Consider the following 25,700-nt stretch of genomic DNA (forward strand, 5'->3'; position numbering starts at 1 on the left):
TTCAAGCCGTTTTTTGTGTGTTGAAAAAGAATTTTCAAGCCGTCTTCTTTTACCATTTTTTAATTGTGTTCTTTGATTTAACAAGTTTTTTTATGCTCTTTGTGAGTTGCAAAGCCTTGTCTTTGCCTTTTTTACAATAGATTTTGTTGCCTTTGATTTTAACTTTGTTGAACTTTGCTTTTGACTTTAAGTTCCACATTTTAAGTCCGGCTGTGTTGCCGTAAATTTTGTTGTTGGTGATTGTTGCATTTGCTTTTGATGCGTTGCCACCTTTTGGCACACTGTCAAGTCCCACATACATTGCAACAGAACGATAGTCCTTGAATTTTCCTGTGGTTTTGATTGTGCACTTGTTGACATTCAAACCGAGTACATCATACATATTGAGTGCTTCGTTTGTTGATGTGATTGTGCAACCTTGAATCTTAATGTTCTTGAAAAATGTGTTGCCGACTCTGTTTGTGCCGATACCTCTTGCAAATTTGATTTTGCAGTTTGAAATCGTGATGTTTTCGCAAGCCGTGTCATCCCACGGAGCACCTGACGGAGAATTGCTCTGCTGATATGTGTTGTCAATTTGGATAGCTTCATTTGAACCTTCACCTACATATCTGCTTCCGCTCATAGCCATATTGCAGTTTTCAATTCTTGCGTTTTTAACTCCTGCAAATTCAATGAAATGTCCGTTGTAGTTGTTCTTGAATGAGCAGTTTTTGATGGTGATATTTTGAGCGTGCATAAATAAAAATGACGAGTAGCCAACATAAAATCCGTTGTCTTTCAGGGTCTTTTCTGTGTTAGGCTCTGCTGTGCCAACCCAAGTACCGCCGTTGATTACAACATTTTTGAGTGAGCCGTATCCGCCCGAACCTTTTCCGTATGAGCTGTTCATATGAAATCCGTTGATGAGCAAGCCTTTGCCATCTGTTTTTTGATTGAATACAGCACCGTTGGCATTGAATGTTGTGTTGTCAAAAATCGGCAGGGAATTAGTCAGCGTGTATTCGCCGGGCGCAAAGTTAACAACAAGTTTGTTGCACATACTGTCTTTTAGGACTCTGCGGATTGAAAGGGTGTCGTCCTCTTCACCGTTCGGTGAAATGTTAACAACCCTTGTTCCGTCATCGCTGACAGTGTCAGAATCAATTTGTGCGGCAAACACAGTTGATGTGCCGAATACAAAAATGCAAAATAGGCAAGCGGTGATTAAAATTGAATATACTTTTTTCATTGTATTCTCTCCTTTATATACATATATAAATATTTTAACATTTATATATAGTTTTGTCTATTAGCAAAACAAATAAAAAAGCACTTGAGATTTTTACTTTCAAGTGCTTTGAATATTTAGTTATTATAATTTGTTGTCTTTTTCAACAGCCTTGTCAACGGCTTTGTGAATTGCGGAGTTGAATCCGCTTTCCTGCAAGGAGGTGACAGCTTCAATAGTTGTACCACCCGGAGAGCATACTTTGTCAATCAAATCATATGGATGTTCATCGCTTTCAAGAATCATTTTTGCACTGCCAAGAACAGCCTGTGCAGAAATTTTCAATGCAACATCCTTTTTCATTCCGTTTTTCACACCTGCTCTTGCAAGTTCGTCAATGAACATATATGCAAGTGCCGGGGTGCAACCGCCGAGAACTCCGAAAAGAGGGAAGTAGTTTTCATCCAAATAAATAATTTCGCCTACTGCCGAAAAGATTTTTTCTGTTAATTTTTTGTCATCATCGGTTGCTTTGTCATTTGCTGTGTATGCACAAATAGCCTCCGCAACTTTTGCGTTGATGTTTGGCATAACTCGGATAATTCTATTGTCGTGAGTAAGCTGTGAAGCAATGAATTCGGTGCTTTTGCCCGCAGCAATAGAAATAAGCAAAGTGTCTTTTTCGTTAAGTGCACTATCTATTTTGTTGAGCACTGATGCAAGAATATTTGGCTTAACTGCCAAAATAACCGTGTCGCTGTTTTTAACGATTTCGGTTTCGCTGTCAAAAACATTGACATTGTATTTTGATTTCATTGCCTGTGTTGCAGGTGCGTAAATGTCAAAAATATTTACTTCTTCTGCTTTTACAGCTTTGCTGTCAATAATTCCGCAGATAATGGCACTTGCCATATTTCCGCATCCGATAAATCCGATAGACATAGCTTTTACTTCTTTCCTTTTATTAGACGATATTTCTCCCTCGTTGCTTCTCCGCCTCTGATGTGTCGTTGAGATTTGTTGCTTTGCAAAACCTCGTTCACTTTTCCGGCAAGCAGGGGAGCAATTTCGCCCAGCCGTTTTGTAACATCTATATGTACCGTGCTTTTGCTGATACCAAAAACTTTTGCCGTTTGCCTGACAGTTGTTTTGTTTTCAACTATGTATTCGCCCAGCTCAATACATCTTGATTCTACATTTTTGGTCATATCAATTACTCCTTCTAAGTAAAAGATATGACCGTTTTTTAGTTTATATTACTTTGTGTTTGTTCTTCTGATGATTAGTTTTTGTCAGAATTTTCTTCCTGTGCGGATTCAACAATCGAACCGAGCAAATCGGTCAATGACTTTGTTTCGATTCTGTCAACTCTGCCGTATTCTGTTGTTTGATTGTTTTCAGAAAGCATACCGTTTTCTTGCTCAACAGTCATAGTGAGAGAATTCTTGTCAACAGAGATTTTGTAAACAACGGTGCTGTTGCTTGATGGGTTAGAAAGCGTAAGTTCGTCACCCTTAACAGTGTAATCACCTTTGAATGAAAATGTGCTGAAATAGCTTTCGTAAGTGCCGTCATCAAAAAATTCATATGCAGAACTTCTTGATTGATTTTGCCACTTGCCGATAATCAATTGAGAATTGTTTGATGTAAATGCTGAAGAAACCATTTGAACAGGATTGATTCTTTCAACAGCACAGTAAATTGCAGATGGAATTAATGTCATAGCAAAAATGCTGAAAATAATAACGAATATAACTCTGCCTGCACCGCTTTTTTTCTTTGTAGCCATAATTATTTGAGTCCTTTTTTCTTAAGTAATGAGTCGATTTTGTTTGAGTTGTCAAGAAGAGAAGATACAGACAAATCGTGGTTGATTGTGTCAAGGAAGTATGCAAGATACTTTGAAAGTTCAACACTTTCGTACCAATTTCTTGAAAGAAGTTCCGGTGATTGATAAACACCGTTGGTTGTGAATACTTTTTCAAAAATGCCTTCTTCGTGTGCCTTGTCAAAAATTTCAAGACCGTTGCAGAAAAGACCAAAAGCTGTGCAAACGAAAATTCTCTTTGCTTTAAGCTCCTTGAGCTTCTTTGCAACTTCAAGCATGCTTTCACCTGAAGAAATCATATCGTCAACAATGATGATGTCCTTGCCCTCAACGCTGTCACCAAGATATTGATGCGCAACGATTGGGTTTCTGCCGTTTACAACCCTTGTGTAATCTCTTCTTTTGTAGAACATACCAAGGTTAACACCAAGCTGTGTTGCAAAGTAAATACATCTGTGCATTGCACCTTCATCAGGGGAGATGATCATAAGATGATCAGGGTTAACCGATAAATCGTCAACATTGTTTACAATTGCTTTAATCATTTGATATGTAGGCATAACATTTTCAAATGACTTGTGAGGAATTGAGTTTTGAACTCTTTGGTCGTGTGCATCAAATGTGATGATGTTTTCAACGCCCAACGCTGTAAGCTCCTGCAAAGCCATTGCGCAGTCAAGTGATTCACGAGATGAACGCTTGTGCTGTCTGCCCTCATAGAGCATAGGCATAATAACATTGATTCTTTTTGCTTTACTTGATGCTGCAGAGATAACTCTCTTCAAGTCTGAAAAGTGGTCGTCCGGTGATTTTGGAACATCCATTCCGTACATATTGTATGTAACGCTGTAATTGAAGCAGTCTACAATGATGTAAAGGTCGTAGCCTCTGATTGAGTCGTTGATAACTGCTTTGCCCTCACCTGAACCGAATCTTGCAATAGATGTGTCGATAAGGTATGAGTCCCTCTGATAGCCGTAAAAGGCGATGTTTTCCTTGTGTGCGGCAGCCTGCTCGGCTCTCCATTTTACAAGGTAATTATCAATCTTTTGTGCGAGTCCTTCCGTACCCGGCAAAGCGATAATTCCCAATGGACCGTAAGGGATTGTTTGTACTTCTTCTGCTGTGATTCTTGGCATTTTAAAAATACTCCTCTCAATTTATGCTTACATTTTACAACATATTACACAAAAAATAAATACTTAAATAATATTTTTAATATAAATATTTATTTATGGGTATAATGAATTTTTATATATAATTAACAAAACTGTTGAATTATAGCAATTCCTGTGCCTTTTTTGTTCGCTTTATTCGTTTTAGTAATTCGTAGCCGAACACACCAACCCATGCACAAGCGGATATTGGCAATCCATAGGTTAATCCTTTTGGAGAATAAACCAATTTGATTGTGTGCTTGCCTTGCTTAATTGCTGCCGAAAGTTGGCTGTCGCCGATTTCAAATGTTTTTACTTTGTGACCGTCAATATAGATTTTCCAACCCTCGTCATATGGAATTGAGGTATACAAGAAACCGTCATATCCGGCATTTATTGTGCCTTCGAGCTTTGTATCGCTGTGCTTTTCAATATTCATTTTTCCGAGTGAAAGCATTTCGTATGCCGAGTTGAGAACGGTATCGTCGATGTTATAAGCGTAGATATAGAACGATGCGCCCGATGATGAAATGCCGTTAAGGTCAATCACTGCTTTTATCTCATCGCCCGCCTTGTGATAACCAAGGTCAAGAATGTATGGCTCTGCAATGCTTTGGAATGTTGTGTTTGTGCTGTTGTTCCAATAGTAATTTATGTTTTCGATTTCGCTTGACGAAACATAAATATATACATTGCCGTCTTTGACGGATTTAAACAAAACACTCACGCTTCCGCCTGTGTTTTCTTCAATCTCATCAATGAAATATGCACCGTTTTGAGTGACTTCTTCGCAGTTTGCATTGTAGCTTTCCGTGCCAATGTATTCGACCGGTACAAACAAATTGCTCACTCCTGTTGCTTTGTCAATCAAGTCTTCCTGAACTTCAAAAGGATTGCCTTCGGTGTTGTCCCAATTTTCGATTGATTTTGATGCCAAAAATGCAATTGGCAGATTGTATTTGTTTTCATAAACAGGAGTTTTAGCTCCGTCTTTTGTTGTATAAATCTTTTTGTAATAAGTATCCGATAAATCAAGACTGCTTGACTCTTTGATCAAATACTTTATGTTGTACATCATATTGTACACAGGAGTTTGGGTGTTGTAGGTGTATGAGTTTATTCTGTTGCCAAACATACCGAGGTTGTATTGCGTTTGACTGTAGCTTTCATATGCCATAGATGAAAATGCAGACATTCCGTTGTAGTTGTAAAGACACGGGTCCATTCTTGTGTTGAGATAGGTCAACTCTGTTCTGTAAAAGCCCTTGTCTTTTTCTTTCAGATAATTCACAGCGTTTGCCATTGTGTCCATTTTTTCAACATACGGAGTTTGATCTTGTGTAAACAAATATGATTTGCTGTCGCCGACAATAACCTCACAAAATGCCATACACAAAACGGTAATGCCGATAACGAATTTTGAAAAGTTTCCTTTTTTTATCACGAGCAAAACAAGTGTCCAAACAATTATGAATGCAAGCGAAACATAAATTGTGTAGTTGCTTATTTTGTTTGTCGGATATTTTTGGAAATAAAGAACAAGGAAAATGAATGCTATGCCGGTTATCATAACATCTTTGTATGCTATTCCTTTGAAATTCATTAAGCATCTGAATGACATAACAAGCAGAATGAACACATAAAGGAATGAATATCTAAACGGCAAATCATTAGGCACATGGAATGCGTGCCAAATGAAATCAAGTGCGTTGCAATTGAAACTTACAATAAAGAACAAAAGCAAAAATACATAAGAAGCCTTTTCCTTAAGCCCGATTTTTTTGTTGATTAGATATAACGGTAGCAATATTGCCGGCAATATTCCGCAGTAAATGTTCGGCAAAACATCGTCACCCGAAGAACGAATTGTTGTTTCAAGTCCTGCAAGGTGAGATGAAAGCATATCAATCAAATTGAAGTTCTGCTCAACCGTTGACGGAAAACTGTCTGAAGTTGCAGAACAGGATTGTAAAATAAAATAAACAGGAACGAGGAAGCATGCACAAAGCATACCGACAAACAAGGAACTAAAGCCGAATTTAACAACGCTCATTACAAATTTGTTGTTGAAAAACTCCTTGAGAGGCTTTTGCTTTTCGCTGTAAATATTGATTTTTGCAGAAAAGTCCTTGTGTGCAATGAAATAAACAAAGAAATATAAAACAGAAAAAATACAGGTCATATATCCGATGTAATATGAACTGAACAAAAGAACCGATAACGACAAAATGTATCGTTTGCACTTGCCGTTGTTGATGATGTCCTCAATTCCGAGAGCGACAAGCGGCAACCAAATCATACCGTCAACCCACATAATGTTCCAGTAATATGCAAGAAAATATCCCGAGAAAGCATAGAACACGCCAAAAGCAGCGGAAACATATGAATGTGCGTCAAAACTTTTTTTAAGGAAATATGCAAATGTTCCTGCGGATGCAACACCTTTGGCAATAACCAAAAATGTGATTGCATAGCCGATTTGGTCTCTGTCAAATAAGAAAATCAAAAATGAAAACGGACTTGAAAGATAGTTGAAATAATTGCCCAAAAAGCTCGAACCACCGCCCGATTCCCAAGAGTATAGAAAACTCTTGAAATCGGTGATTCTGTCATATAACTCAACAAAAAGAGGTCCGTATTGATGGTAGAGGTCCATTCTTAAAACAGTTGTGTCGCCAAAAGGGAACATCTTGAATATCATAAAAACAAAGAGTATTCCGATAGTCGCAAGACACATTGACAACAGCACAAATCTGTTTTCAAAAAATGAACGATACAGTTTTGTGTTGCCGTTTCTCTCTGCTTTTTCGATGTTGTCAAATACAATCAACCTGTCAAAATAAAGGTTGAACACAAATATAAGAATAGCGGAAAAAATATACACCAACATTGCACTCATATTGAGCATATCGTTCAGCGTGAAATCAAGTATCTTGAAAAAGCCAAAGTCAACAACGCATCTGAACAAATAGGTCAACGCCTGTTTCAACGGTTTTGAATTTATGCTTTTTGCAAATACAAACTTTTTTTCGCAAAAAAATAAACCAAGCATAACTGCAACAAAGGATACCGACATCGCAATTCCTGCCGATAAACCAAAGCCTTTTAGCATCTGCTTAATTATCAAAAATACGACCAACCCGATTGAATACACAAGACTGTATGCGACCGTTTGTGCGTTGAATACTTTATTTGTTTTAATTATATTTCCTGATTTGGTAATGTCCATATAGCACCTAAATTAAAATTTTTCTTTATTTTAACATATTATATGTCTTGCTTCAATCCATTTTTATATTTTTTACTTCTTTGTAATATTTTTTTCAGTCCGTTCATAAATTTTTATGGGTGATAGCTTGAAAGTTTTTGACTATGTAAAAAAATATTTGCCCCTTGATGTTGTTAAAACGCTTGATAATCTGAATTCATCTCAACAGCAGGGGATAACCGAAATTCGAATTCGTCGCAATATGCCCGTAACCTTTGTGATTGATAATCGAATAAAATTTGCGGACAGGTTTTGCCAAACATTGGCAGTGCTTCCGAAAGAACCTTTGATAATATCATCGCAGGAATTTGACGATATGTTCAATCGTCTGTGTTCGTTTTCTGTTTACGGCAATATGACGAATTTGAAAAATGGATATATAACTCTCGAAAACGGCTCTCGTGTCGGTGTCTGTTCAACTGCTATATATGAGGATGACAACTTGGTGTCGGTCAAAGATGTCACTTCGGTCAATATTCGCATACCTCGTCAGGCAGTGGGTTGCAGTCGTGATATAATTGCCAAAACCTTTGCAAACGGAGTGTGTAGTGTGATTGTTGCAGGCAAGCCGTCAAGCGGAAAAACAACGCTTCTGCGTGATATGGCAAGACAAATCTCAAATGGCATAAACGGTACATATAAAAAAGTTGTTGTGATTGATGAACGCAACGAACTCGCAGGCAAGGTTGGTGACGAATTCACGCTTGATGTCGGAATGAACACCGATGTGATAACCGGCTTTGACAAACCAAAGGCAATAGAAAATGCAATCCGAACAATGTCGCCACAGGTTATTGTTTGTGACGAAATCTCCGCACCGAGGGAGCTTGACAGTATTCGATTTGGTTTTGCTTGCGGTGTAAATTATTTGCTTTCTGTTCACATTGGCAAACAGCAGGATTTGTATACCAAGCCGATTGTTCGCCTTATGCTTTCAATGGGCGAGTTTGAAAAATTGATTTTGCTTGACGAGGACTATTCGGCAAAAATTCTTGATGCACGGGAGATATTAAATGAAATTCATAGGCGTAGTAATAATAGTTGCGTCATCATTGATGATGGGAATATATATGAGTAATTCGATTAAAAAGAAGATTAATTTATGCCGTGCGTTGATTGATACCGCAAATTATATCTTGCCCGAAATAAAGCTAAAACAAACCCCACCGTGCGAAATTCTTGCAAGTGAACGGCTGAAATCGCTTGACTTTGTGGGACAAGATATGCTTCTTGCCGAGCAAAAAGCAAAAACTCCGCTCAATGATGAGGAAAACGAGGCAATAGGACACTTCTTTTATTCGCTCGGCAAGTTCGATGTTCAAAATCAAATCAAACAAATTGAATTTTTTAAGGAATATATGTCATCGGCTGTGCGTAAATATGAAGTGGAGTATAAGTCAAAATCAAAAATTTATGTCAGCATCGGATTTTCGTTTGGCACGGTAATAGCGTTGGTATTGATTTAGAGGTGTAACATTATGGAAGTGAATTTTATTTTTAAAATAGCGGCAATCGGAATAATCGTTGCCGTGCTGAATACCTTGCTTGTTCGCTCGGGGCGTGATGACCAGGCAATGCTTACAACTCTTGCAGGCGTAATTGTTGTGCTTATGATGCTCATTCCGCAGATTAAAGAACTGTTTTCAACAGTCAAATCTTTGTTTAATTTGTAGCTATGGCAAAAGTTATAGGAATTTCGTTTTGCGTGCTGATGTGTAGCTTGATAGTAAAGGAGCACAACAGAAGTTTTGCACTTATATTGTCGGTTGCAGGCGGTGTTCTTTCGTTTCTTGCAATATCGGACAAGGTGTCCGAATTGTATTCTGCCTTGATTCAACTTTCTGACACTGTGCCTTCGGGAGTTGCTTATGTCAGGCTTATGCTGAAAGCACTTTTTATAGTAATCATAACGCAGTTTACTGTGGATATTTGCAGGGATAACGGCGAAAACGCACTTGCTTCTCTTACGGAAATATCGGCAAAAGTGCTCGTGCTTTCTCTTGTTATGCCTTTGATAGAAACGGTGATTTCAATGGTGGTAGGACTTGTCAAATGAAAAAGACGATATTATTTTTGTGTGCTTTGCTTTTCTTTCTGTCTTTTTCGGAAACGGCATATTCAGAAGATTTCAGCAGAGAAAAATATGATAAAACCCTTGAAAGTTATGATTTGTCATCATTCGAAAAGCAACTTGATGATGATACTCAAAAAATGCTTGAGGAACTCGGCTTGCTTGATTTTTCGTATGACAGTATAACAAAACTTTCGCTTAATGATATAGTGGAATTAATCAAATCTTTGTTGTCAAAAAAAGCGGAATTGCCGATTAAATCGAGTGTAACCGTGCTTGTGTTTATTCTGCTTTCCGCATTGCTTCAAAGCCTGAAAAATGATTCGGACAACTCGTTGAATACGATTTATTCAACAGCAACGGCAATTTTCATTTCAACGGTTATCCTTGTAAAACTCACAACAACGGTTTCAATGGCGTCAATGGCAATATCGGTTGCGTCTGATTTTGTGTATGCGTTCATTCCGGTATTTTGCAGTATTGTTGTCGCTTCCGGTGGTATCACAACAGGGTTTTCAACAAACACAACGCTTCTTGTTTTGTCGCAGGCATTGTCTTTTATTTCGTCAAATGTGTTTATGCCGATTGTCAATTGCTACCTTGCTTTGGGTGTAACCTCGTCACTTCGATATGAACTTAATTTGGATAAATTGTTGACATCACTCAAAAGAATTATAACAACTTGTATATCTTTTTTATCAGGTGTGTTTGTGTCAATATTGTCGGTGAAAACGGCTGTGGCAGGCAGAGCCGATATGCTCGGACTCCGTTCAGTTCGCTTTGCAATAAATTCTGTTGTGCCCGTTATCGGTTCGTCAATCAGTGAGGGTTTGCTTTCGATTCAAGCCTATTCGTCACTTATAAAAAGCAGCGTCGGTGTGGTCGGTGTGATTGCGGTTGCACTTGTGTTTTTGCCGTCAATAGTTGAGGTGGTATTGTGGCGAATTTCACTGACGGTATGTGCAATTGTATCCGATGTTTTCGGCGATAAATCGGTATCTGCGGTGCTCAATGCTTTTTTGAACACCCTGCTTTTGATGAATGTAATTCTGATTTTGTCAATGGTCACAACGGTTATATCATTTGGAATTTTGATAGCGGCAGGCGGAAGATAATGGACTTTTTTAAGCAGTGGACAATCTTTGTGTGTATGACGGTTTTGATGTGTGTTGTGTTTTCGTTTTTGACGCCAAAAGGGAGTATGGGACGGTTTTATAAAATGATAATTTCGCTTTTCATTTTTCTGTCTTTTCTGTATCCTTTTTCACAGTCGAAAATTAATTTTGACCTCCCTGAAATCGAAACGGCAAATACATATAGTATAAACGATGAAATGATAGAAAGCCAAATTAAAACTTGCCTTACAGAAAATAGTATCATAGGTGCAAATGTCAATTGCCGTTCAAGAATAAATTCGGATAACGAAATTGTTGTTGAAAAAGTAGTTGTTTCCGTGAGTGATGATTACGACACAGCAACGGTTCAAAAATTGATTTTTGAAAATTTGTCAATCAATGCGGAGGTGGTGCACATTGGACAGTAAAATCAAATCATATGTTGAAAAATTCAAGCAATCAAAGCATAAAGAGCGACTGCTGATTGTTGCTTGCATATTCGGTGTTGTGCTCATTCTTTTGTCCGAAATCAAACTGCCTGCCACCGCTTCAAAAAAATCTGCCCAAACCGATTATCAGCAGTACATTTCAACATTGGAGGACAAAACAGAAAGCATAATTTCATCAATTGACGGTGTCGGCAAATGCAAGGTGATGATTACTTTGCAGGAAACCGACGAAAATTTTTATGCTCAAAATTTGGATGAAAACAAAAACAGCGGTTATATTTCAAAAAAGAGCGAATATGTATTGTATGAGGATAACAACAACGATTCTCCCGTGCTGATTAAGCAATCGTTTCCAAAGGTTATGGGTGTTGCGGTTGTTTGTCAGGGTGGCAACAATGCCAATGTAAAGGAAAAAATTATTTCTGCCGTGTCGTCTCTTTTTGGCATATCAACGGCAAAAATCAGCGTATCAAAACTTAACAGGTGATTATATGAAAAATAAAAACGAACAAATCAACCCGATCGATGAGCAAATCAAATCAGATGAGGAACAATTTGCAGAATTCGAAAATGAGTTTGATTCGGAAATTGTTGACGAAAAGCCTATTGAACTCGTCAATCCCGATGATAAAAAAGACCGTAAAAAGCGTAAAAAATACATATCAACCGTTGCTGCTTTTGTGCTGATTTTGGGTATCGGTGTTGTCGGCAATTGGTATTATCAAAACACGGATGTCGGTTCAACTATCCGGCCTCTTATTGACTCGGCAACAGAAAAAACTCTCGGCAAGGCAGAGCTTGTTGATGCAACAACAACCGATGTCAAAGAAAGCGACACTTATTTTACAAAGGCTCGTATGGAGCGTAATTCTGCCCGTGATACCGCTCTTGAAAAACTCCAAGCAATTGTTTCAAACACCTCCGAAACCGAAGGTGCCCGAACAGTTGCGGCGGAGAATATCACAAGAATATCAAACTTCATCACTATTGAAAATAAGATAGAAACCCTTGTGTGTGCAAAGGGTATTGATAATTGCATTGCCGTTGTCAAAGATGACGGCACGGGAGTTGATGTCGTGGTTGATTGCAAAACGCTCGACGATACCACGATTATGCAAATCAAAGACATTGCAATGTCACAGCTTAAGTGCGGTTTTGAAGATGTATCTATAATTCAATCTAATAATAATTAAATCAGACTGTCGATAAAGCTTCTGAAACACGCCAAATACATTTAACCGACTTGCCTCCACTTGAAGCAAGGGGAGGTGGCAACACGAAGTGTTGACGGTGGGGTTTTAAAAATGCTGTAAGTATCGAACTTACAGCATTTTTGGCGTTTTTCGTTTTTTGCTCAGTCGAGGTATTTGTATACATCTTCCTTCGCAAGAAAACGAAATTCAGAAACTTTCTCAACAGCCTACAGCGTGTCGAAAATACTTTTTCGACACGCCGAAATATATCTTGTATAATTATTTCTTTTGTGTTATAATATAAACACCAAAGGAGTTATGTATATGGAAATTACAAGTTCAAACGAAAAGGGCAACCTTATCATCAATGAAGAAGCAATTTCATCAATCGCAATCAATGCCGCAAAGGATGTTGACGGCGTGAGTTCTTTTTCAAGCAAGCCGATGGATGTTGTCGGCACAATCAAAAAAGGTAGCCTCAAGGTTATGAGTCCCGTACGAATCACACAGGATGGCGAGGATATGGATATCAGCATCTATATCAACCTACTTCCAAATAAAAAAATCAAAACTGTGTCAGAAAATGTACAGCACAATGTACACGAGGCAATTCTCAATATGACCGGCAAGGAAGTTTCCAAGGTCAATGTTATTATTGCCGGTATTGATTTTCCGGAGAACGGCGACTCCAATGCACCTTTAACAAGTGAAAACTGATTAAACTGCCGGCTCAATACTGTTGTTATATGAGTCGGCTTTTTTATAGGAGAATATATGAACAGGACAGAACAAAGGGAACAGGCTTTTTGCCTTGTGTTCCAAAATCTATTTAACAACGAAGAAACCCTTGCTATTTATGAGGAAAATGTTGCCAAGGTCGGCAAATATGCAAAGGAACTTTTTGAGGGAGTAGATTCCAAAATCAAGGAGTTGGATGAGGTTATCAACACCTATTCAAAGGGCTGGAAAACAAACAGACTTCCAAAAGTCAATCTTGCTATTCTTCGCCTTGCAATTTACGAAATCAAATATGTTGATGATGTTCCTGCAAGCGTTGCAATCAACGAGGCAGTTGAGCTTGCAAAGAAGTATTCAGGCGAGGGTGACTATTCATTTATCAACGGTATTCTCGGTTCTGTTGCCAAGGGAGTAGAGTAATGTATATCGGCTTTGACACAAGCAATTATACAACTTCAATTGCAACCTATGACGGCAAGATTATTCGTCAGGCAAAGCAGGTGCTCACCGTTAAGCGGGGTGAACGGGGACTTCGTCAAAGTGATGCGGTTTTTCAGCACACGGTCAATATGCCGAGGCTCTGCAAAGAATTAGAATTTGATGTGCCAAAGGCTGTCGGTGTCAGCACCCGTCCACGAAATGTTGACGGTAGCTATATGCCGTGTTTTTTGGTTGGCGAAAATGTTGCAACTGTGCTTTCAAGTGTGAATAATGTGCCTATGTACAAAACTTCACATCAGGTTGGGCACATTCTTGCGGCTCTCTATTCGGCTGATATGCTTGAACTGATTAACCAAAGGTTCATTGCGTTTCATTTGAGCGGAGGCACTACCGAGGCTCTCATTGTTGAACCCGATGATGAAGAAATAATCAAAGCAACCGTTGTTGCTCAAAGCACGGACTTAAAAGCAGGACAGGCTGTTGACAGAACAGGTGTGATGCTTGGTATGACTTTTCCGTGTGGCAAAGAGCTTGACGCTCTTTCGAAAAAAAGTGACAAAAATTATAAGATTAAACCAACTATGCTTGACGGCGATTGTTCGTTGAGCGGTGTTGAAAATAAAGCAAGAAATATGATTGATAAAGGCGAATTGGCAGAAGATGTTGCCAAGTTTGTGCTTACTTACATTGCCGAAACAGTGTCGTCAATGCTTGGCGGTGTTGTCGACAAATACGGTGATTTGCCTGTTGTTTTTTCGGGCGGTGTTGCATCAAATTCCTTGCTTCGCAAAATAATCAACGAAAGATATAATGCGTATTTTGCCGAAAGCGAATTTTCTCTCGACAATGCGGCAGGCACGGCAATTTATGCTTATTTGAAAGATAACAGATAATGACTACACTTACAGTTTCACAAATTAATAGATATATCAAGTCATTGTTTGACGAAATTCCGCCTATTCAAAACATTTATGTAATGGGCGAAATTTCCAATTTTAAGCATTATCGTCAAAGCGGACATATGTATTTTACGCTGAAAGATAGCTCCTCTCAACTTAAATGTGTTATGTTTGCAACCGATAATTATAAATTGAAATTTGTTCCGAAAGACGGTATGAATGTTGTTTGCTTCGGTCAAATCGGAGTGTACGAGCGTGACGGTGTTTATCAGCTTTATGTTCGTGACATTCAACCAAAAGGCGCAGGAGATTTGGCTGTTGCGTTTGAACAGCTTAAGGCAAAACTTGCACAAAAAGGCTATTTTGACGAAGATATAAAAAAGCCTATTCCCGAATATCCCGAAAAAATCGGTGTTGCCACTTCAAATATGGGCGCTGCTGTTGAGGATATAAAAAATGTCCTCTCTCGCCGTTATCCGCTGTGTGAGATAATTATTGTTCCAACCGTTGTTCAGGGCGATTTGGCATCAAAGGATATTGCATCGTCAATTCGATTTTTGGATAATCTCGGCGTGGACACAATCATAGTCGGCAGGGGCGGCGGCTCAATCGAAGATTTGTGGGCGTTCAATACCGAGGAAGTAGCCGATGCGGTATATAATTGCAAAACTCCGATTATTTCGGCTGTCGGTCATGAAACGGATTTTACAATCTGCGATTTTGTTGCGGATTTGCGAGCACCTACTCCGAGTGCAGCGGCAGAACTTGCCGTGCCGGATATAAACAACGAATTTGTCAATCTTCAAGGACTTGAAATCTTGCTTGAAAGAAATATTGAAAGTATTGTTCAGGGCGAGGAAGCAAGACTTGATTATATTATGAAAAAATCTCCGCTTGCCGACATTGACAAGTTGTTTGATTTTCATTCTTCAATCATAGAAAATTATCAAAAGACTATCGGTCTTTATTTTGAAAATATTTTAAAGAGTAAGGCATACGATTTGCAGAAAAATTCCGCTATGCTTGATGCTCTCAGTCCTCTTGCCGTCATCGGCAGAGGGTACACAATTACAGAAAAGCAAGGTGCTGTGCTGACTGATGCAAAAAATGTCAATGTCGGCGACAGCATTGTAACAAAGCTAAAGAACGGAACATTGGTTTCCACAATAACAGAGGTTAACGCTGATGGCAACTAAAAAAGAAATGACATACGAACAGGCAATTTCCCGACTTGAAGAAATTGTTTCTATACTTGAAAAAAACGAGGTTTCTCTTGATGAGGCTTTGGAACTTTTTGAGGAGGGCACAAGGCTCACTTCATTTTGTGCCGACAAACTCAAAAATGCAAAGGCAAAAATCACAGAGATAAATAAGGAGTAAATGATGTTTACAGTTGATTTAAAAAACCAACTTGAGCAGTACAGCAAAGAGGTTTCGGAACATTTGGTGGAATTTTTACCAAAGGCAAATGACGGTCAGGCTCAAGTTGTAAAAGCTATGAGATATTCTTTGCTCAACGGTGGCAAAAGATTAAGACCTGTTTTTGTTCTTGAATTTTGCAGGATGTGTGGCGGAGATGTCCAAAAAGCAATGGCGTATGCTTGCGCTATTGAATATATACACACATATTCTCTCATTCACGATGATTTGCCATGTATGGATGATGACGATATGAGAAGAGGCAATCCGTCTTGCCATAAAATGTATGGCGAGGCTACTGCGCTTTTGGCTGGTGACGCACTTCTCACACACGCATTCGAGATTTGTGCGGGCGCAGATTTTGATGACACAAAAAATGCAACTGCTGTCAGCCTTTTGGCGCAGAATGCAGGTGTCGGCGGTATGATCGGCGGTCAGGTTATCGACTTGAAATATGAGGCTTGTGACCCTAATATTTCGGAAATTTTGACTGTTCATAAACTGAAAACAGGCGCTCTCATTTCTGCGGCTTGTTTGCTTGGTTGCATTGCAGCAGGCGCAGATGAAGAAAAGATTGCACTTGCTTCAAAATATGCTTATCTCATCGGCACAGCTTTTCAAATCAAGGATGATTTGCTTGATATTTACGGAGATGAACAAAAACTCGGCAAGCATATAGGCTCTGATGCTGAAAACGACAAAACAACTTATGTTACTCTTGTCGGAGCAGAAAAAGCACAAAAGGATGTTGAAACTCTCACAGCGTCGGCGGTCGAGATTTTGCAGAATTTTGATAATAACGAATTTATGGTGGCACTTTCAAATTATCTCACCACCAGAGAAAATTGAGCACTTCGCTCATAGAAAAGAGTTGAGCTTATGTCGTATCTTGAGAATGTAAATTCTCCAAAGGATATAAAAAAACTTAATATAGACGAGCTTGACGCATTGTGTGATGAAATCAGAGAATTGATGATAGATACCGTGTCAAAAAACGGAGGTCACCTTGCTTCCAATTTGGGTGCTGTTGAATTGACCGTTGCAATGCACAAGGTCTTTAATTCACCAAGCGACCAATTCGTTTTTGATGTCGGTCATCAGTGCTATACTCACAAAATTCTTACGGGCAGAAAGGACAGCTTTTCCACCTTGCGCACAGAGGGCGGAATCAGTGGTTTTACCCGTCCTTGCGAAAGTAATCACGATATTTTTTCATCAGGACATTCGTCAACTTCAATTTCAGCCGCTATCGGTCTTGCAAAGGCAAAGACTCTCAACGGCGACAAAGGCAAGGTTATTGCCGTTATCGGTGACGGTGCGCTGACAGGCGGACTTGCTTATGAGGCACTCAATAATGCCGGCAATGAGCATAATAATCTCATTGTAATATTAAATGATAATAATATGTCTATAAGTGACAATGTCGGCTCTATGGCAAAGAATTTGAACCATATCCGCATTTCTCCAAAATATTTTACTTTTAAGTCAAAAATTCAGCATGCACTTTCCCGAGTGCCGAAAATCGGTGCACAGGTTCAAAGATTTATTACCATAACTAATACAAAAATCAGAAAAAGACTTTATCATTCAACAGTTTTCGAGGATTTAGGATTTAGGTATTACGGTCCTATTGACGGTCACGATTTGGAAAGTCTTATTGATGTTTTGACAGTTGCAAAAGCACATAATAACAGCGTGCTTGTTCATGTTAACACCTTAAAAGGCAAAGGCTATGAGTTTGCCGAAAAGAATCCGTCAAAGTTTCATGGAATAGGCAAATTTGATATTGAAACGGGCGAGCCTCTTTCGTCAGGCGAAAATTATTCATCGGTTTTCGGCGATTATCTTTGCGAACTTGCAAAAAAAGATAAGAGAATTTGTGCTATAACCGCTGCTATGAGTACCGGTACGGGACTTGTTGATTTTTCGTATAAGTATCCCGAAAGATTTTTTGATGTCGGTATAGCGGAGGAACACGCCGTGACCTTTTCTTCAGGTCTTGCAAAGAATGGTATGATTCCGTTTTTTGCCGTCTATTCAACCTTCCTTCAAAGGTCGTATGACCAACTTGTGCACGATGTTGCAATGCAGGACTTAAAGGTTATTTTCGGCATTGACCGTGCAGGTTTTGTCGGTGAGGACGGCGAAAGCCATCAAGGCGTTTTTGACACAGCTTATCTTATGAGCGTGCCTAATCTTTCGGTGTTTGCTCCGTCATCATTTGATGAACTTCGTGAAATGATGTATCAAGCCGCTTACAGAGAAAATCATGCTGTCGCAATTCGTTATCCGAGAGGCGGTCAAGGCAAAATTATTGACGGCTATAAATACGAGCGTGCGGATTTTGACACTTTCGGCGATACCAATGCAGAAAAATGTATTGTCGGCTTCGGCAGAGAATTTTTGAATGTCTATGACGCACTCGGCGAGCTTGACAATACATTTGCAATAAAACTTAACAGAATTAAACCTATCAATCCGAATGTGCTTGACCTTTTGAAGAATGTCAAAACCGTCTATTTCTTTGAAGAAGGTATAAAGTCAGGCGGTGTAGGTGAGTGCTTCGGCTCAATGCTTGCAGAAAGTGATGTAACGGCAAAATTCCGCCACATCTGTATTGAGGATGAATTCATCAAGCAGGCAAGCGTTGACAGTCAACTAAAAAAATACAGACTCGACAAGGAGTCAATAATTGATATAGTAAATCAGGATTAATTATGCAAAAAAAAACAAGACTTGATGTTGCCGTATTTGAGCAGGGCTATGCTCCGAGCAGGGAAAAAGCAAAGGCTATAATTATGGCAGGAATAGTATATGTAAACAATCAAAAGGTGGACAAGGCAGGTTTTGAACTCAAAGAGGGCGATGTTCTTGAAGTTCGAGGCAAAACACTTCAGTATGTGTCACGAGGCGGTTTAAAACTCGAAAAGGCTATGCAGGAATTCCCTATAACTCTTGAGGGCAAGATTTGTATGGATGTCGGTGCTTCAACGGGCGGTTTTACCGATTGTATGCTCCAAAACGGTGCAGTAAAGGTGTATTCCGTTGATGTCGGCTACGGTCAGCTTGCGTGGAAACTTCGCACAGATGAACGAGTTGTCAACCTTGAACGAACAAATTTCAGATATGCAACCCGTGAACAAATCCCTGATGAAGTTGATTTTGCATCGGTTGATGTGTCGTTTATCTCTCTCAAACATATTTTGCCAAACTTGAACACACTTCTTGCAGCGGACGGACAAGCAGTTTGTCTTATTAAACCGCAGTTTGAGGCAGGCAAGGAAAAAGTCGGCAAAAAGGGTGTAGTCAGAGATTTGAATGTTCATCTTGAGGTTGTAGAAAATGTAATCAAACTTGCTCTCGAAAACGGCTTTAGCGTTATGGGACTTCAGTTCTCTCCAATCAAAGGTCCGGAGGGCAATATTGAATATTTGATTTATCTCAACAAGTCGCAAGAACCTGTTGTTTCGGATGATGTGAATGCAAAAGAACTTGTAAATATGTCACACACAGAGCTTGATAAGTAGGTGAGAAAATGAAAATTGCCATTTTTCCTAATATATATAATAAGGATGTTGCCAAACTGACCGACCAAATTGTTGCTGTCCTTTTTCAACTCGGCATTCAAGTTGAGATTGCAAAATGCAACAAGGATATTGAGGACATTTCAAAGCCTCTTTTTGCCAATCAGGAAGAACTTATCAAAAGAAATGATATTATGATTGCTGTCGGCGGTGACGGCACAACCCTTAATATTGCCAAATCATCTGCTTTGTTCGACAAGCTAACTCTTGGCATAAACGCAGGCAGACTTGGTTTTATGAGCGGACTTGAAAGGGATGAACTTGCTCTTTTGAAATGCCTTTCAACCGCTGATTACGAGGTTGAAGAGCGTATGATGATACGGGCAGTAGTCACCGATAAAAACGGTGTGCAAAGCGAATATCAGTGTCTTAATGATGCTGTTATTTCAAGAGGCGACCTTGCAAGGCTGATTGATATTTCCGTTACGTGCGGTGGCAGACTTGTGTCGGATAACAGAGCAGACGGAATGATTTTTTCAACTCCGACAGGCTCAACCGCATATTCAATGGCAGCAGGCGGACCTGTTGTCAGCCCGGATAATTCGTGCGTTGTGGCAACTCCGATTTGTCCGCATTCATTAATCAATCGAAGTATTGTTTTTTCACCTGATAAAACACTTGAAATTTCTGTGGTTAACGATAGGAACAACAATGCTTATCTCTCAATAGACGGCAAGGAGTCCATTCCTATTGATGAGGAAACAAAAATTACTATTTCAAAATCGTCTTATACAGCCAAGCTGATTAAGATTAAACCCGATAATTTTTATGAAATTCTCAATAAAAAATTGCTCGAAAGGAGAATTTTACCTTGAAAAAAAGAAGACAGGCAAAAATTATAGAGCTTATTACACAAAATGAGATTGAAACACAAGAGGAACTTCAGGATATGCTCAACAGCTTCGGTTTTGAAGTAACTCAAGCAACCATTTCCCGTGATATAAAGGAACTCCGACTTGTCAAGGAATTGTCATCAAAGGGCAGATATATCTATTCAACAGGCAAAAAAAATGCCGATAATATTGCCCATAGAGTTGGCGGAATTTTTAACGAAACAATTATCAGCATTGATTTTGCAATGAATATTATTGTAATCAAATGCTTTGCAGGTATGGCAAATGCTGCCTGTGCCGCAATTGATTCAATGAATCACGGAGAAATTCTCGGCACCATTGCAGGTGACGATACTATTTTCATCCTTTGCAGAAGCGAGGAAATTGCTTCACAGTTTACAGACAAATTGAGGACTATGTTAAATGCTTAAAACTTTGAGTATCGAAAATATTGCTGTTATCGAAAAGGCAGAAATAGAGTTTTCAAACGGCTTCAATGTCCTGACCGGTGAAACCGGTGCGGGTAAATCCATTGTTGTCGATTCTATCAATGCCATTTTGGGCGAGCGAACATCAAAAGAACTTGTCCGTGCGGGCAGTGAAAATGCTCTTGTTACAGCGTATTTTGAAGATATAAGCAAAGAAGTTGAACAAAAACTTAATGAATTTGACTTGCCTTGTGATGATGACGGTGCTCTTGTCCTTTCAAGAAAAATCTCTGCACAGGGCAAATCAACTTGTAGAATTAACGGCAGTGTTTGCACTGTTTCAATGCTCAAGGAGGTTGGCAATCTTCTTGTCAATATCCACGGTCAGCACGACAGTCAAACCTTGCTTAATGCCGATTATCACTACAAATTTGTTGATATGTATGGCTCTCTTGACGGCGTTCTTGATGAATATAAGCAGTCGTTCAAACAGCTTTTGTCAGTCAGAAAGCAGTTGAAGGCTCTCACTATGGACGCAGACGAACGAGACAGACAGATTGAACTTTTGGATTATCAAATCAAGGAACTTTCCGATGCCGAAATCAAGGTTGGCGAATGGGACGAACTCAAAAAACGCAAGAATATTATTTTGAATTCGCAAACCCTTTTGCAGTCGCTCAATTCTGCATTGTCGGCTTTTAACGGCAGTGACGAGTATTCCGGTATTTCAACTTTGCTTTCAACAGCGGTTAAGGAAATCGGCTCTGTTTCGGATGTTGACAGCGAAATAAAGTCTGTTTATGACAAGGCAGAAGCACTCAACGACAGCGTAGAGGTTGTAAAAGATGCCCTGCTTGATAAGATTAACAGCATTGAATTCGAACCCGAAGAACTTAACAGAATAGAAGAACGGCTTGATTTGTACTATACTTTTTCAAATAAGTATGGCGAAACCGAACAAGATATGCTATACTATCTTGATGAAGCTGTAAAAAAACGAACAGCGTTTGAAAACTCCGAGGAGGAGCTTGAAAAATTCAATGTGCAGTATGACGAGATTTTTAATAAAACCGTTGCACTTGCACAAAAACTTACCGACTTGAGAAAATCGACAGCTGAAAAACTCGGAAACGAAATTTGCAAACAACTTGAATTTTTGGATATGCCTAAAATCAAGTTTACAACTTCGTTCGAAAAGGGCAATTTGTCGGCCAACGGCTGGGATAAGATTGAGTTCCTTATTGCAACCAATGTCGGCGAAACGGCAAAGCCCCTTGCAAAAATCGCTTCGGGCGGTGAGCTATCAAGAATTATGCTTGCCATCAAGAGTATTATTGCTCAAAAAGACAGCATCGACACTCTGATTTTTGACGAGATTGATACGGGCGTTAGCGGTAAGGCGAGCAGAAAAATCGGCTTAAAACTGAAAGAACTCGGTGCATTCACACAGGTTATCTGCGTCACTCATTCCGCACAGATTGCTTCTGTTGCCGACAGTCATTTTCTTATTGAAAAGAATGTTGAAAACGATAGGACATATACCAATGTCACCGCTCTTGATTATGACGGCAGAAAGAATGAACTTGCAAGAATTATGGGCGGTATCAATGCTACCGAATCATTGCTGAAATCAGCGGAGGAATTACTTAATAATTATGGGAATTAATGTGGAGCAAAAGGTAAAAAACGGCACATGTGTTGTTTTGCCGGCTTGATTTATAATAGATAATATTTATTTTTTGGAGGATATATAAATGGGAGTTTATGAAGAACTCGTTGAGCGTGGACTTATCGCTCAGGTGACAGATGAAGAACATATCAGAGAACTTGTAAATAACGGTAAGGCAGTATTCTATATCGGCTTTGACCCAACTGCCGATTCACTTCATGTCGGTCACTTTATGGCACTTACACTTATGAAGCGACTTCAACAAGCAGGCAACAAGCCTATCGCTCTTATCGGTGGCGGTACTGCAATGATCGGTGACCCATCAGGCAGAACCGATATGCGTCAAATGATGACAAAAGAAACTATTAATCACAACTGCGAATGTTTCAAAAAGCAGATGTCAAGATTTATCGACTTCGGTGAGGGCAAGGCTATAATGGTTAACAATGCCGATTGGCTTCTTGACCTTAATTATATTGAGGTACTTCGTGAGGTTGGCGCTTGCTTCAGCGTAAACAGAATGTTGAACGCAGAGTGCTATAAGCAAAGAATGGAAAAGGGACTTTCATTCCTTGAATTCAACTATATGATTATGCAGTCATATGACTTCTATGCTTTGTATCAAAAGTACGGTTGTAATCTCCAATTCGGCGGTGACGACCAGTGGAGCAATATGATTGGCGGTATGGAACTTATCCGCAGAAAACTTGGCAAAGAAGCAAATGCCATGACTATCACACTTCTCACCAACTCCGAGGGTAAGAAGATGGGCAAAACTCAAAAGGGCGCTGTTTGGCTTGATGCAGAAAAAACAACTCCTTATGAGTTCTATCAGTATTGGAGAAATGTTGATGACGGCGATGTTATCAAGTGTATGAAACTTCTCACATTCATCCCTATGAGCGAGATTAACGAGTATGCAAAACTCGAGGGAGCAGAGCTTAACAAGGCAAAAGAGGTTCTTGCTTATTCTCTTACAGAACTTGTTCACGGCAAGGAAGAGGCAGACAAGGCCCAAACAGCGGCAAAGGCTCTTTTTGCAGGCGGTTCAGATGACAGCAATATGCCGACAACAACTGTTGAAGATGCAGATTTCGAGGATGACAAAGTAACTGTTCTTTCTCTTATGATTAAGGCAGGTATGATTAAGTCAAACGGCGAGGGCAGACGCCTCATTCAGCAGGGCGGTATCAGCGTAAATGATGAAAAAATCACCGATGTTTTCACTGCTGTATCAAAGGACGACCTCGCAAACGGTATCGTTGTTAAGAAAGGCAAAAAAGTATTCCACAAGTTCACACTTGCATAAATTAATATTTTTTAAATACCATTTCATAAATGAAGTGGTATTTTTTTATGCCGTGTAGGTTGATAAAATGTCCTTATAATGTTATAATAATTATAATTATTGCTTAAAGGTGATTGTATGGAAAATATCAAGCAAAAAATTGATGAATTAAGAAAAACTCTTCGCTATCATTCCGACCGTTATTATAACGATGACGCACCTGAAATTGAGGACTATGAGTACGATATGATGATGCGTGAACTTAAGGAATTAGAAGAAAAATATCCGCAGTATGACGCTGTTGATTCTCCGACAAAAAGAGTCGGAGGCAAGGCGGATAATTCCTTTGAAAGCGTTGAACATACTGTCAGAATGGAAAGTTTGCAGGACGCTTTTTCTAAAGAGGAAATCTTTGATTTTGACCGTAGAGTAAAAGAAAGTGTTTCGGATGTTCACTATGTTGTTGAACCGAAAATTGACGGTCTTTCCGTAAGCCTTGAATATGTCAACGGCGAGTTTGTAAGAGGTTCAACCCGTGGTGACGGAAATGTCGGCGAGGATGTTTCGGGCAATTTGCGTGTAATCCATAACATTCCGCTCAAACTCAATGTCGCCGTTCCTTTTATTGAGGTCAGAGGCGAGGTCTATATGCCTAAAAAGAGTTTTGAACGAGTTGTTGACCGCCAGCTTATCAATGACGAAAAGCCGTTCAAAAATCCTCGAAACGCTGCCGCAGGCTCTCTCCGTCAAAAGGACAGCAGGGTTGCCGCCGAGCGTGGACTTGATATTTTCGTTTTCAACATTCAGCAAATTGAGGGTGCAACTCTTAATTCTCATAAGGAAAGCCTTGATTATCTCAAAAAACTCGGCTTCAACACAATTCCTTATTATGAAAGAGTTGACGATATTCAAACTGCATTTTCAAAGGTTGAGGAAATCGGCGAAAGACGAGGAAGCCTTGAATTTGACATTGACGGTGCGGTAATCAAGGTTGATGATTTTGCTCAAAGAGAAATTTTGGGTTCAACCGCAAAGTTCCCAAAATGGGCGGTTGCTTTCAAATATCCGCCCGAGGAGAAACAGACAAAAATTATTGATATAGAAATTACTGTCGGCAGAACAGGCAAACTCACTCCGACAGCAGTTCTTGAGCCTGTTCACCTTGCAGGAACAACAGTTTCGAGGGCAACGCTCCATAATCAGGATTTCATCAACGAAAAGGGCGTTAATATCGGCGATGTTGTTACCGTCAGAAAAGCAGGCGACATCATTCCGGAAGTCCTTTGCGTGAATGAAAAGCACAGCGACGGCAGTTTTGTTTATCCCGATATTTGCCCGTCTTGCCACGAAAAGGTTATCAGAGAAAACGGCGAGGTTGATATCAGATGTATCAATCCCGAATGTCCGGCACAGCTTCTTCGCAATTTGATTCACTTCTGTTCCCGTGATGCAATGGATATAGAGGGGCTCGGTCCGAGCATTATTGAAACCTTTGTAAATGAGGGTATGATAAACAAGGTGACCGATATTTATCATCTTGACAAAGACAAAATTGCTTCGTTGGACGGATTTAAGGAAACAAGCGCAAATAACATCATTGCTTCTGTTGAAAACAGTAAGAACAATGATTTGGGCAAACTGATTTTCGCTTTTGGTATTCGCCATATCGGTGCAAAAGCAGGAAAATTGTTGGCGGATGAATTTAAAAATATCGACAATATCATCAACGCTTCAAAAGAAGCAATCCTTGATATAGACGGATACGGCGATATTATGGCTGATGCCGTGTATGACTTTTTCCACACAGAAAATGCGATTGAACTTGTTAATGAGCTAAAGGCAGTCGGTGTGAATATGCAGAGCAAAACCGTTGTTGTTGACAAGAGATTTGACGGTATGACCTTTGTTTTGACAGGCACATTGCCAACCTATAAACGCTCGGAAGCTTCAAAGATTATTGAATCCTTTGGCGGCAAAACCTCATCATCTGTCAGTAAAAAAACAACCTATGTTCTTGCAGGTGAGGCAGGAGGCTCAAAACTTGATAAAGCTGCGGCTCTCGGCGTGCCTGTGATTGACGAAGATGAATTTAACGAAATGATTAAGTGAT

General features: G+C 39.5%; 27 protein-coding genes. 21 read left to right on the plus strand and 6 right to left on the minus strand.

Annotated elements, in window-relative coordinates; translation table 11 throughout:
- Positions 1-49 precede the first annotated feature (49 nt).
- The 6 genes from B5D29_RS04450 to B5D29_RS04475 form a co-directional block, all read right to left on the minus strand.
- Positions 50-1,231: a glycoside hydrolase family protein gene (locus B5D29_RS04450; RefSeq protein ID WP_078768385.1), complete on the minus strand. Its 1,182-nt coding sequence runs from the start codon at positions 1,229-1,231 to the stop codon at positions 50-52.
- A 123-nt stretch (positions 1,232-1,354) separates the two neighbouring features.
- Positions 1,355-2,152: a pyrroline-5-carboxylate reductase gene (gene proC / locus B5D29_RS04455; RefSeq protein ID WP_078768386.1), complete on the minus strand. Its 798-nt coding sequence runs from the start codon at positions 2,150-2,152 to the stop codon at positions 1,355-1,357.
- A 5-nt stretch (positions 2,153-2,157) separates the two neighbouring features.
- The gene (gene spoIIID / locus B5D29_RS04460) at positions 2,158-2,418 is read right to left on the minus strand and encodes a sporulation transcriptional regulator SpoIIID (protein WP_078768387.1); all 261 of its coding nucleotides are present in this window, start codon (positions 2,416-2,418) and stop codon (positions 2,158-2,160) included.
- Between the two features lie 74 nt (positions 2,419-2,492).
- A complete protein-coding gene (locus B5D29_RS04465; protein WP_078768388.1) occupies positions 2,493-2,999 on the minus strand; it encodes a DUF5640 domain-containing protein in 507 nt (168 codons plus the stop codon).
- A gap of 2 nt (positions 3,000-3,001) precedes the next feature.
- Complete coding sequence (locus B5D29_RS04470; protein WP_078768389.1) at positions 3,002-4,177, minus strand: ribose-phosphate pyrophosphokinase; 1,176 nt, start codon at positions 4,175-4,177, stop codon at positions 3,002-3,004.
- Positions 4,178-4,316: 139 nt separating this feature from the next.
- A complete protein-coding gene (locus tag B5D29_RS04475) occupies positions 4,317-7,424 on the minus strand; it encodes a YfhO family protein (protein WP_078768390.1) in 3,108 nt (1,035 codons plus the stop codon).
- Positions 7,425-7,551: 127 nt separating this feature from the next.
- Here B5D29_RS04475 and B5D29_RS04480 point away from each other — a divergent pair, with 127 nt between their 5' ends.
- The 21 genes from B5D29_RS04480 (at position 7,552) to ligA (ending at position 25,699) form a co-directional block, all read left to right on the plus strand.
- Positions 7,552-8,541: a hypothetical protein gene (locus B5D29_RS04480; RefSeq protein WP_078768391.1), complete on the plus strand. Its 990-nt coding sequence runs from the start codon at positions 7,552-7,554 to the stop codon at positions 8,539-8,541.
- Complete coding sequence (locus B5D29_RS04485) at positions 8,534-8,929, plus strand: stage III sporulation protein AB (protein WP_242941743.1); 396 nt, start codon at positions 8,534-8,536, stop codon at positions 8,927-8,929. Before B5D29_RS04480 ends, B5D29_RS04485 begins: the two co-directional genes overlap by 8 nt.
- A 12-nt stretch (positions 8,930-8,941) precedes the next feature.
- Complete coding sequence (gene spoIIIAC, locus B5D29_RS04490) at positions 8,942-9,136, plus strand: stage III sporulation protein AC (RefSeq protein WP_078768393.1); 195 nt, start codon at positions 8,942-8,944, stop codon at positions 9,134-9,136.
- A gap of 2 nt (positions 9,137-9,138) precedes the next feature.
- Positions 9,139-9,519, plus strand: a complete 381-nt coding sequence (locus B5D29_RS04495) for a stage III sporulation AC/AD family protein (protein ID WP_078768394.1) — start codon at positions 9,139-9,141, stop codon at positions 9,517-9,519.
- Entirely contained in the window at positions 9,516-10,649 is a 1,134-nt protein-coding gene (locus tag B5D29_RS04500) for a stage III sporulation protein AE (RefSeq protein ID WP_078768395.1), read from the plus strand. Before B5D29_RS04495 ends, B5D29_RS04500 begins: the two co-directional genes overlap by 4 nt.
- A complete protein-coding gene (locus B5D29_RS04505; protein WP_078768396.1) occupies positions 10,649-11,077 on the plus strand; it encodes a hypothetical protein in 429 nt (142 codons plus the stop codon). The genes B5D29_RS04500 and B5D29_RS04505 overlap by 1 nt, the downstream gene beginning before the upstream one ends.
- Positions 11,067-11,585, plus strand: coding sequence for a hypothetical protein (locus tag B5D29_RS04510; protein ID WP_078768397.1), 519 nt, complete (start codon positions 11,067-11,069; stop codon positions 11,583-11,585). The genes B5D29_RS04505 and B5D29_RS04510 overlap by 11 nt, the downstream gene beginning before the upstream one ends.
- Before the next feature lie 4 nt (positions 11,586-11,589).
- Positions 11,590-12,291, plus strand: coding sequence for a SpoIIIAH-like family protein (locus tag B5D29_RS04515; protein WP_078768398.1), 702 nt, complete (start codon positions 11,590-11,592; stop codon positions 12,289-12,291).
- Positions 12,292-12,615: 324 nt separating this feature from the next.
- On the plus strand, positions 12,616-13,008 hold the full coding sequence (locus tag B5D29_RS04520) for an Asp23/Gls24 family envelope stress response protein (RefSeq protein ID WP_159443399.1): 393 nt from the start codon (positions 12,616-12,618) through the stop codon (positions 13,006-13,008).
- Positions 13,009-13,065: 57 nt separating this feature from the next.
- A complete protein-coding gene (nusB, locus tag B5D29_RS04525) occupies positions 13,066-13,449 on the plus strand; it encodes a transcription antitermination factor NusB (RefSeq protein WP_078768400.1) in 384 nt (127 codons plus the stop codon).
- Entirely contained in the window at positions 13,449-14,363 is a 915-nt protein-coding gene (locus tag B5D29_RS04530) for a tRNA (adenosine(37)-N6)-threonylcarbamoyltransferase complex transferase subunit TsaD (RefSeq protein WP_078768401.1), read from the plus strand. Before nusB ends, B5D29_RS04530 begins: the two co-directional genes overlap by 1 nt.
- Positions 14,363-15,565: an exodeoxyribonuclease VII large subunit gene (gene xseA / locus B5D29_RS04535; RefSeq protein WP_078768402.1), complete on the plus strand. Its 1,203-nt coding sequence runs from the start codon at positions 14,363-14,365 to the stop codon at positions 15,563-15,565. The genes B5D29_RS04530 and xseA overlap by 1 nt, the downstream gene beginning before the upstream one ends.
- Entirely contained in the window at positions 15,555-15,749 is a 195-nt protein-coding gene (xseB, locus tag B5D29_RS04540; protein ID WP_078768403.1) for an exodeoxyribonuclease VII small subunit, read from the plus strand. The genes xseA and xseB overlap by 11 nt, the downstream gene beginning before the upstream one ends.
- A complete protein-coding gene (locus B5D29_RS04545; protein WP_242941744.1) occupies positions 15,750-16,637 on the plus strand; it encodes a polyprenyl synthetase family protein in 888 nt (295 codons plus the stop codon). It begins immediately after the preceding gene.
- 30 nt (positions 16,638-16,667) lie between these two features.
- A complete protein-coding gene (dxs, locus tag B5D29_RS04550; protein ID WP_078768405.1) occupies positions 16,668-18,503 on the plus strand; it encodes a 1-deoxy-D-xylulose-5-phosphate synthase in 1,836 nt (611 codons plus the stop codon).
- Between the two features lie 2 nt (positions 18,504-18,505).
- Positions 18,506-19,315, plus strand: a complete 810-nt coding sequence (locus B5D29_RS04555) for a TlyA family RNA methyltransferase (protein ID WP_078768406.1) — start codon at positions 18,506-18,508, stop codon at positions 19,313-19,315.
- Between the two features lie 8 nt (positions 19,316-19,323).
- Entirely contained in the window at positions 19,324-20,187 is an 864-nt protein-coding gene (locus B5D29_RS04560; protein WP_078768407.1) for an NAD(+)/NADH kinase, read from the plus strand.
- Positions 20,184-20,636 (plus strand): arginine repressor, encoded by a 453-nt coding sequence (locus B5D29_RS04565; RefSeq protein WP_078768408.1) that lies wholly within the window; start codon positions 20,184-20,186, stop codon positions 20,634-20,636. The genes B5D29_RS04560 and B5D29_RS04565 overlap by 4 nt, the downstream gene beginning before the upstream one ends.
- The gene (gene recN, locus B5D29_RS04570; protein ID WP_078768409.1) at positions 20,629-22,299 is read left to right on the plus strand and encodes a DNA repair protein RecN; all 1,671 of its coding nucleotides are present in this window, start codon (positions 20,629-20,631) and stop codon (positions 22,297-22,299) included. The genes B5D29_RS04565 and recN overlap by 8 nt, the downstream gene beginning before the upstream one ends.
- A gap of 88 nt (positions 22,300-22,387) precedes the next feature.
- The gene (tyrS, locus tag B5D29_RS04575) at positions 22,388-23,611 is read left to right on the plus strand and encodes a tyrosine--tRNA ligase (protein ID WP_078768410.1); all 1,224 of its coding nucleotides are present in this window, start codon (positions 22,388-22,390) and stop codon (positions 23,609-23,611) included.
- 117 nt (positions 23,612-23,728) lie between these two features.
- Positions 23,729-25,699 carry an NAD-dependent DNA ligase LigA gene (gene ligA, locus B5D29_RS04580; RefSeq protein ID WP_078768411.1) on the plus strand — a complete coding sequence of 657 codons (1,971 nt, stop codon included), beginning with the start codon at positions 23,729-23,731 and terminating at the stop codon, positions 25,697-25,699.
- The last annotated feature ends 1 nt before the right edge of the window (position 25,700 follow it).

Source organism: Eubacterium coprostanoligenes, assembly GCF_900167205.1.
GTDB classification, from domain to species: Bacteria; Bacillota; Clostridia; order Oscillospirales; family Acutalibacteraceae; genus Eubacterium_R; species Eubacterium_R coprostanoligenes.

Coding starts and splice junctions, on each gene's coding strand:
- B5D29_RS04450 (WP_078768385.1), bottom strand. CDS start 1,231: ATGAAAAAAGTATATTCAATTTTAATCACCGCTTGCCTATTTTGCATT.
- proC (WP_078768386.1), bottom strand. CDS start 2,152: ATGTCTATCGGATTTATCGGATGCGGAAATATGGCAAGTGCCATTATC.
- spoIIID (WP_078768387.1), bottom strand. CDS start 2,418: ATGACCAAAAATGTAGAATCAAGATGTATTGAGCTGGGCGAATACATA.
- B5D29_RS04465 (WP_078768388.1), bottom strand. CDS start 2,999: ATGGCTACAAAGAAAAAAAGCGGTGCAGGCAGAGTTATATTCGTTATT.
- B5D29_RS04470 (WP_078768389.1), bottom strand. CDS start 4,177: ATGCCAAGAATCACAGCAGAAGAAGTACAAACAATCCCTTACGGTCCA.
- B5D29_RS04475 (WP_078768390.1), bottom strand. CDS start 7,424: ATGGACATTACCAAATCAGGAAATATAATTAAAACAAATAAAGTATTC.
- B5D29_RS04485 (WP_242941743.1), top strand. CDS start 8,534: ATGAGTAATTCGATTAAAAAGAAGATTAATTTATGCCGTGCGTTGATT.
- spoIIIAC (WP_078768393.1), top strand. CDS start 8,942: ATGGAAGTGAATTTTATTTTTAAAATAGCGGCAATCGGAATAATCGTT.
- B5D29_RS04495 (WP_078768394.1), top strand. CDS start 9,139: ATGGCAAAAGTTATAGGAATTTCGTTTTGCGTGCTGATGTGTAGCTTG.
- B5D29_RS04500 (WP_078768395.1), top strand. CDS start 9,516: ATGAAAAAGACGATATTATTTTTGTGTGCTTTGCTTTTCTTTCTGTCT.
- B5D29_RS04505 (WP_078768396.1), top strand. CDS start 10,649: ATGGACTTTTTTAAGCAGTGGACAATCTTTGTGTGTATGACGGTTTTG.
- B5D29_RS04515 (WP_078768398.1), top strand. CDS start 11,590: ATGAAAAATAAAAACGAACAAATCAACCCGATCGATGAGCAAATCAAA.
- B5D29_RS04520 (WP_159443399.1), top strand. CDS start 12,616: ATGGAAATTACAAGTTCAAACGAAAAGGGCAACCTTATCATCAATGAA.
- nusB (WP_078768400.1), top strand. CDS start 13,066: ATGAACAGGACAGAACAAAGGGAACAGGCTTTTTGCCTTGTGTTCCAA.
- B5D29_RS04530 (WP_078768401.1), top strand. CDS start 13,449: ATGTATATCGGCTTTGACACAAGCAATTATACAACTTCAATTGCAACC.
- xseA (WP_078768402.1), top strand. CDS start 14,363: ATGACTACACTTACAGTTTCACAAATTAATAGATATATCAAGTCATTG.
- xseB (WP_078768403.1), top strand. CDS start 15,555: ATGGCAACTAAAAAAGAAATGACATACGAACAGGCAATTTCCCGACTT.
- B5D29_RS04545 (WP_242941744.1), top strand. CDS start 15,750: ATGATGTTTACAGTTGATTTAAAAAACCAACTTGAGCAGTACAGCAAA.
- dxs (WP_078768405.1), top strand. CDS start 16,668: ATGTCGTATCTTGAGAATGTAAATTCTCCAAAGGATATAAAAAAACTT.
- B5D29_RS04555 (WP_078768406.1), top strand. CDS start 18,506: ATGCAAAAAAAAACAAGACTTGATGTTGCCGTATTTGAGCAGGGCTAT.
- B5D29_RS04560 (WP_078768407.1), top strand. CDS start 19,324: ATGAAAATTGCCATTTTTCCTAATATATATAATAAGGATGTTGCCAAA.
- recN (WP_078768409.1), top strand. CDS start 20,629: ATGCTTAAAACTTTGAGTATCGAAAATATTGCTGTTATCGAAAAGGCA.
- tyrS (WP_078768410.1), top strand. CDS start 22,388: ATGGGAGTTTATGAAGAACTCGTTGAGCGTGGACTTATCGCTCAGGTG.
- ligA (WP_078768411.1), top strand. CDS start 23,729: ATGGAAAATATCAAGCAAAAAATTGATGAATTAAGAAAAACTCTTCGC.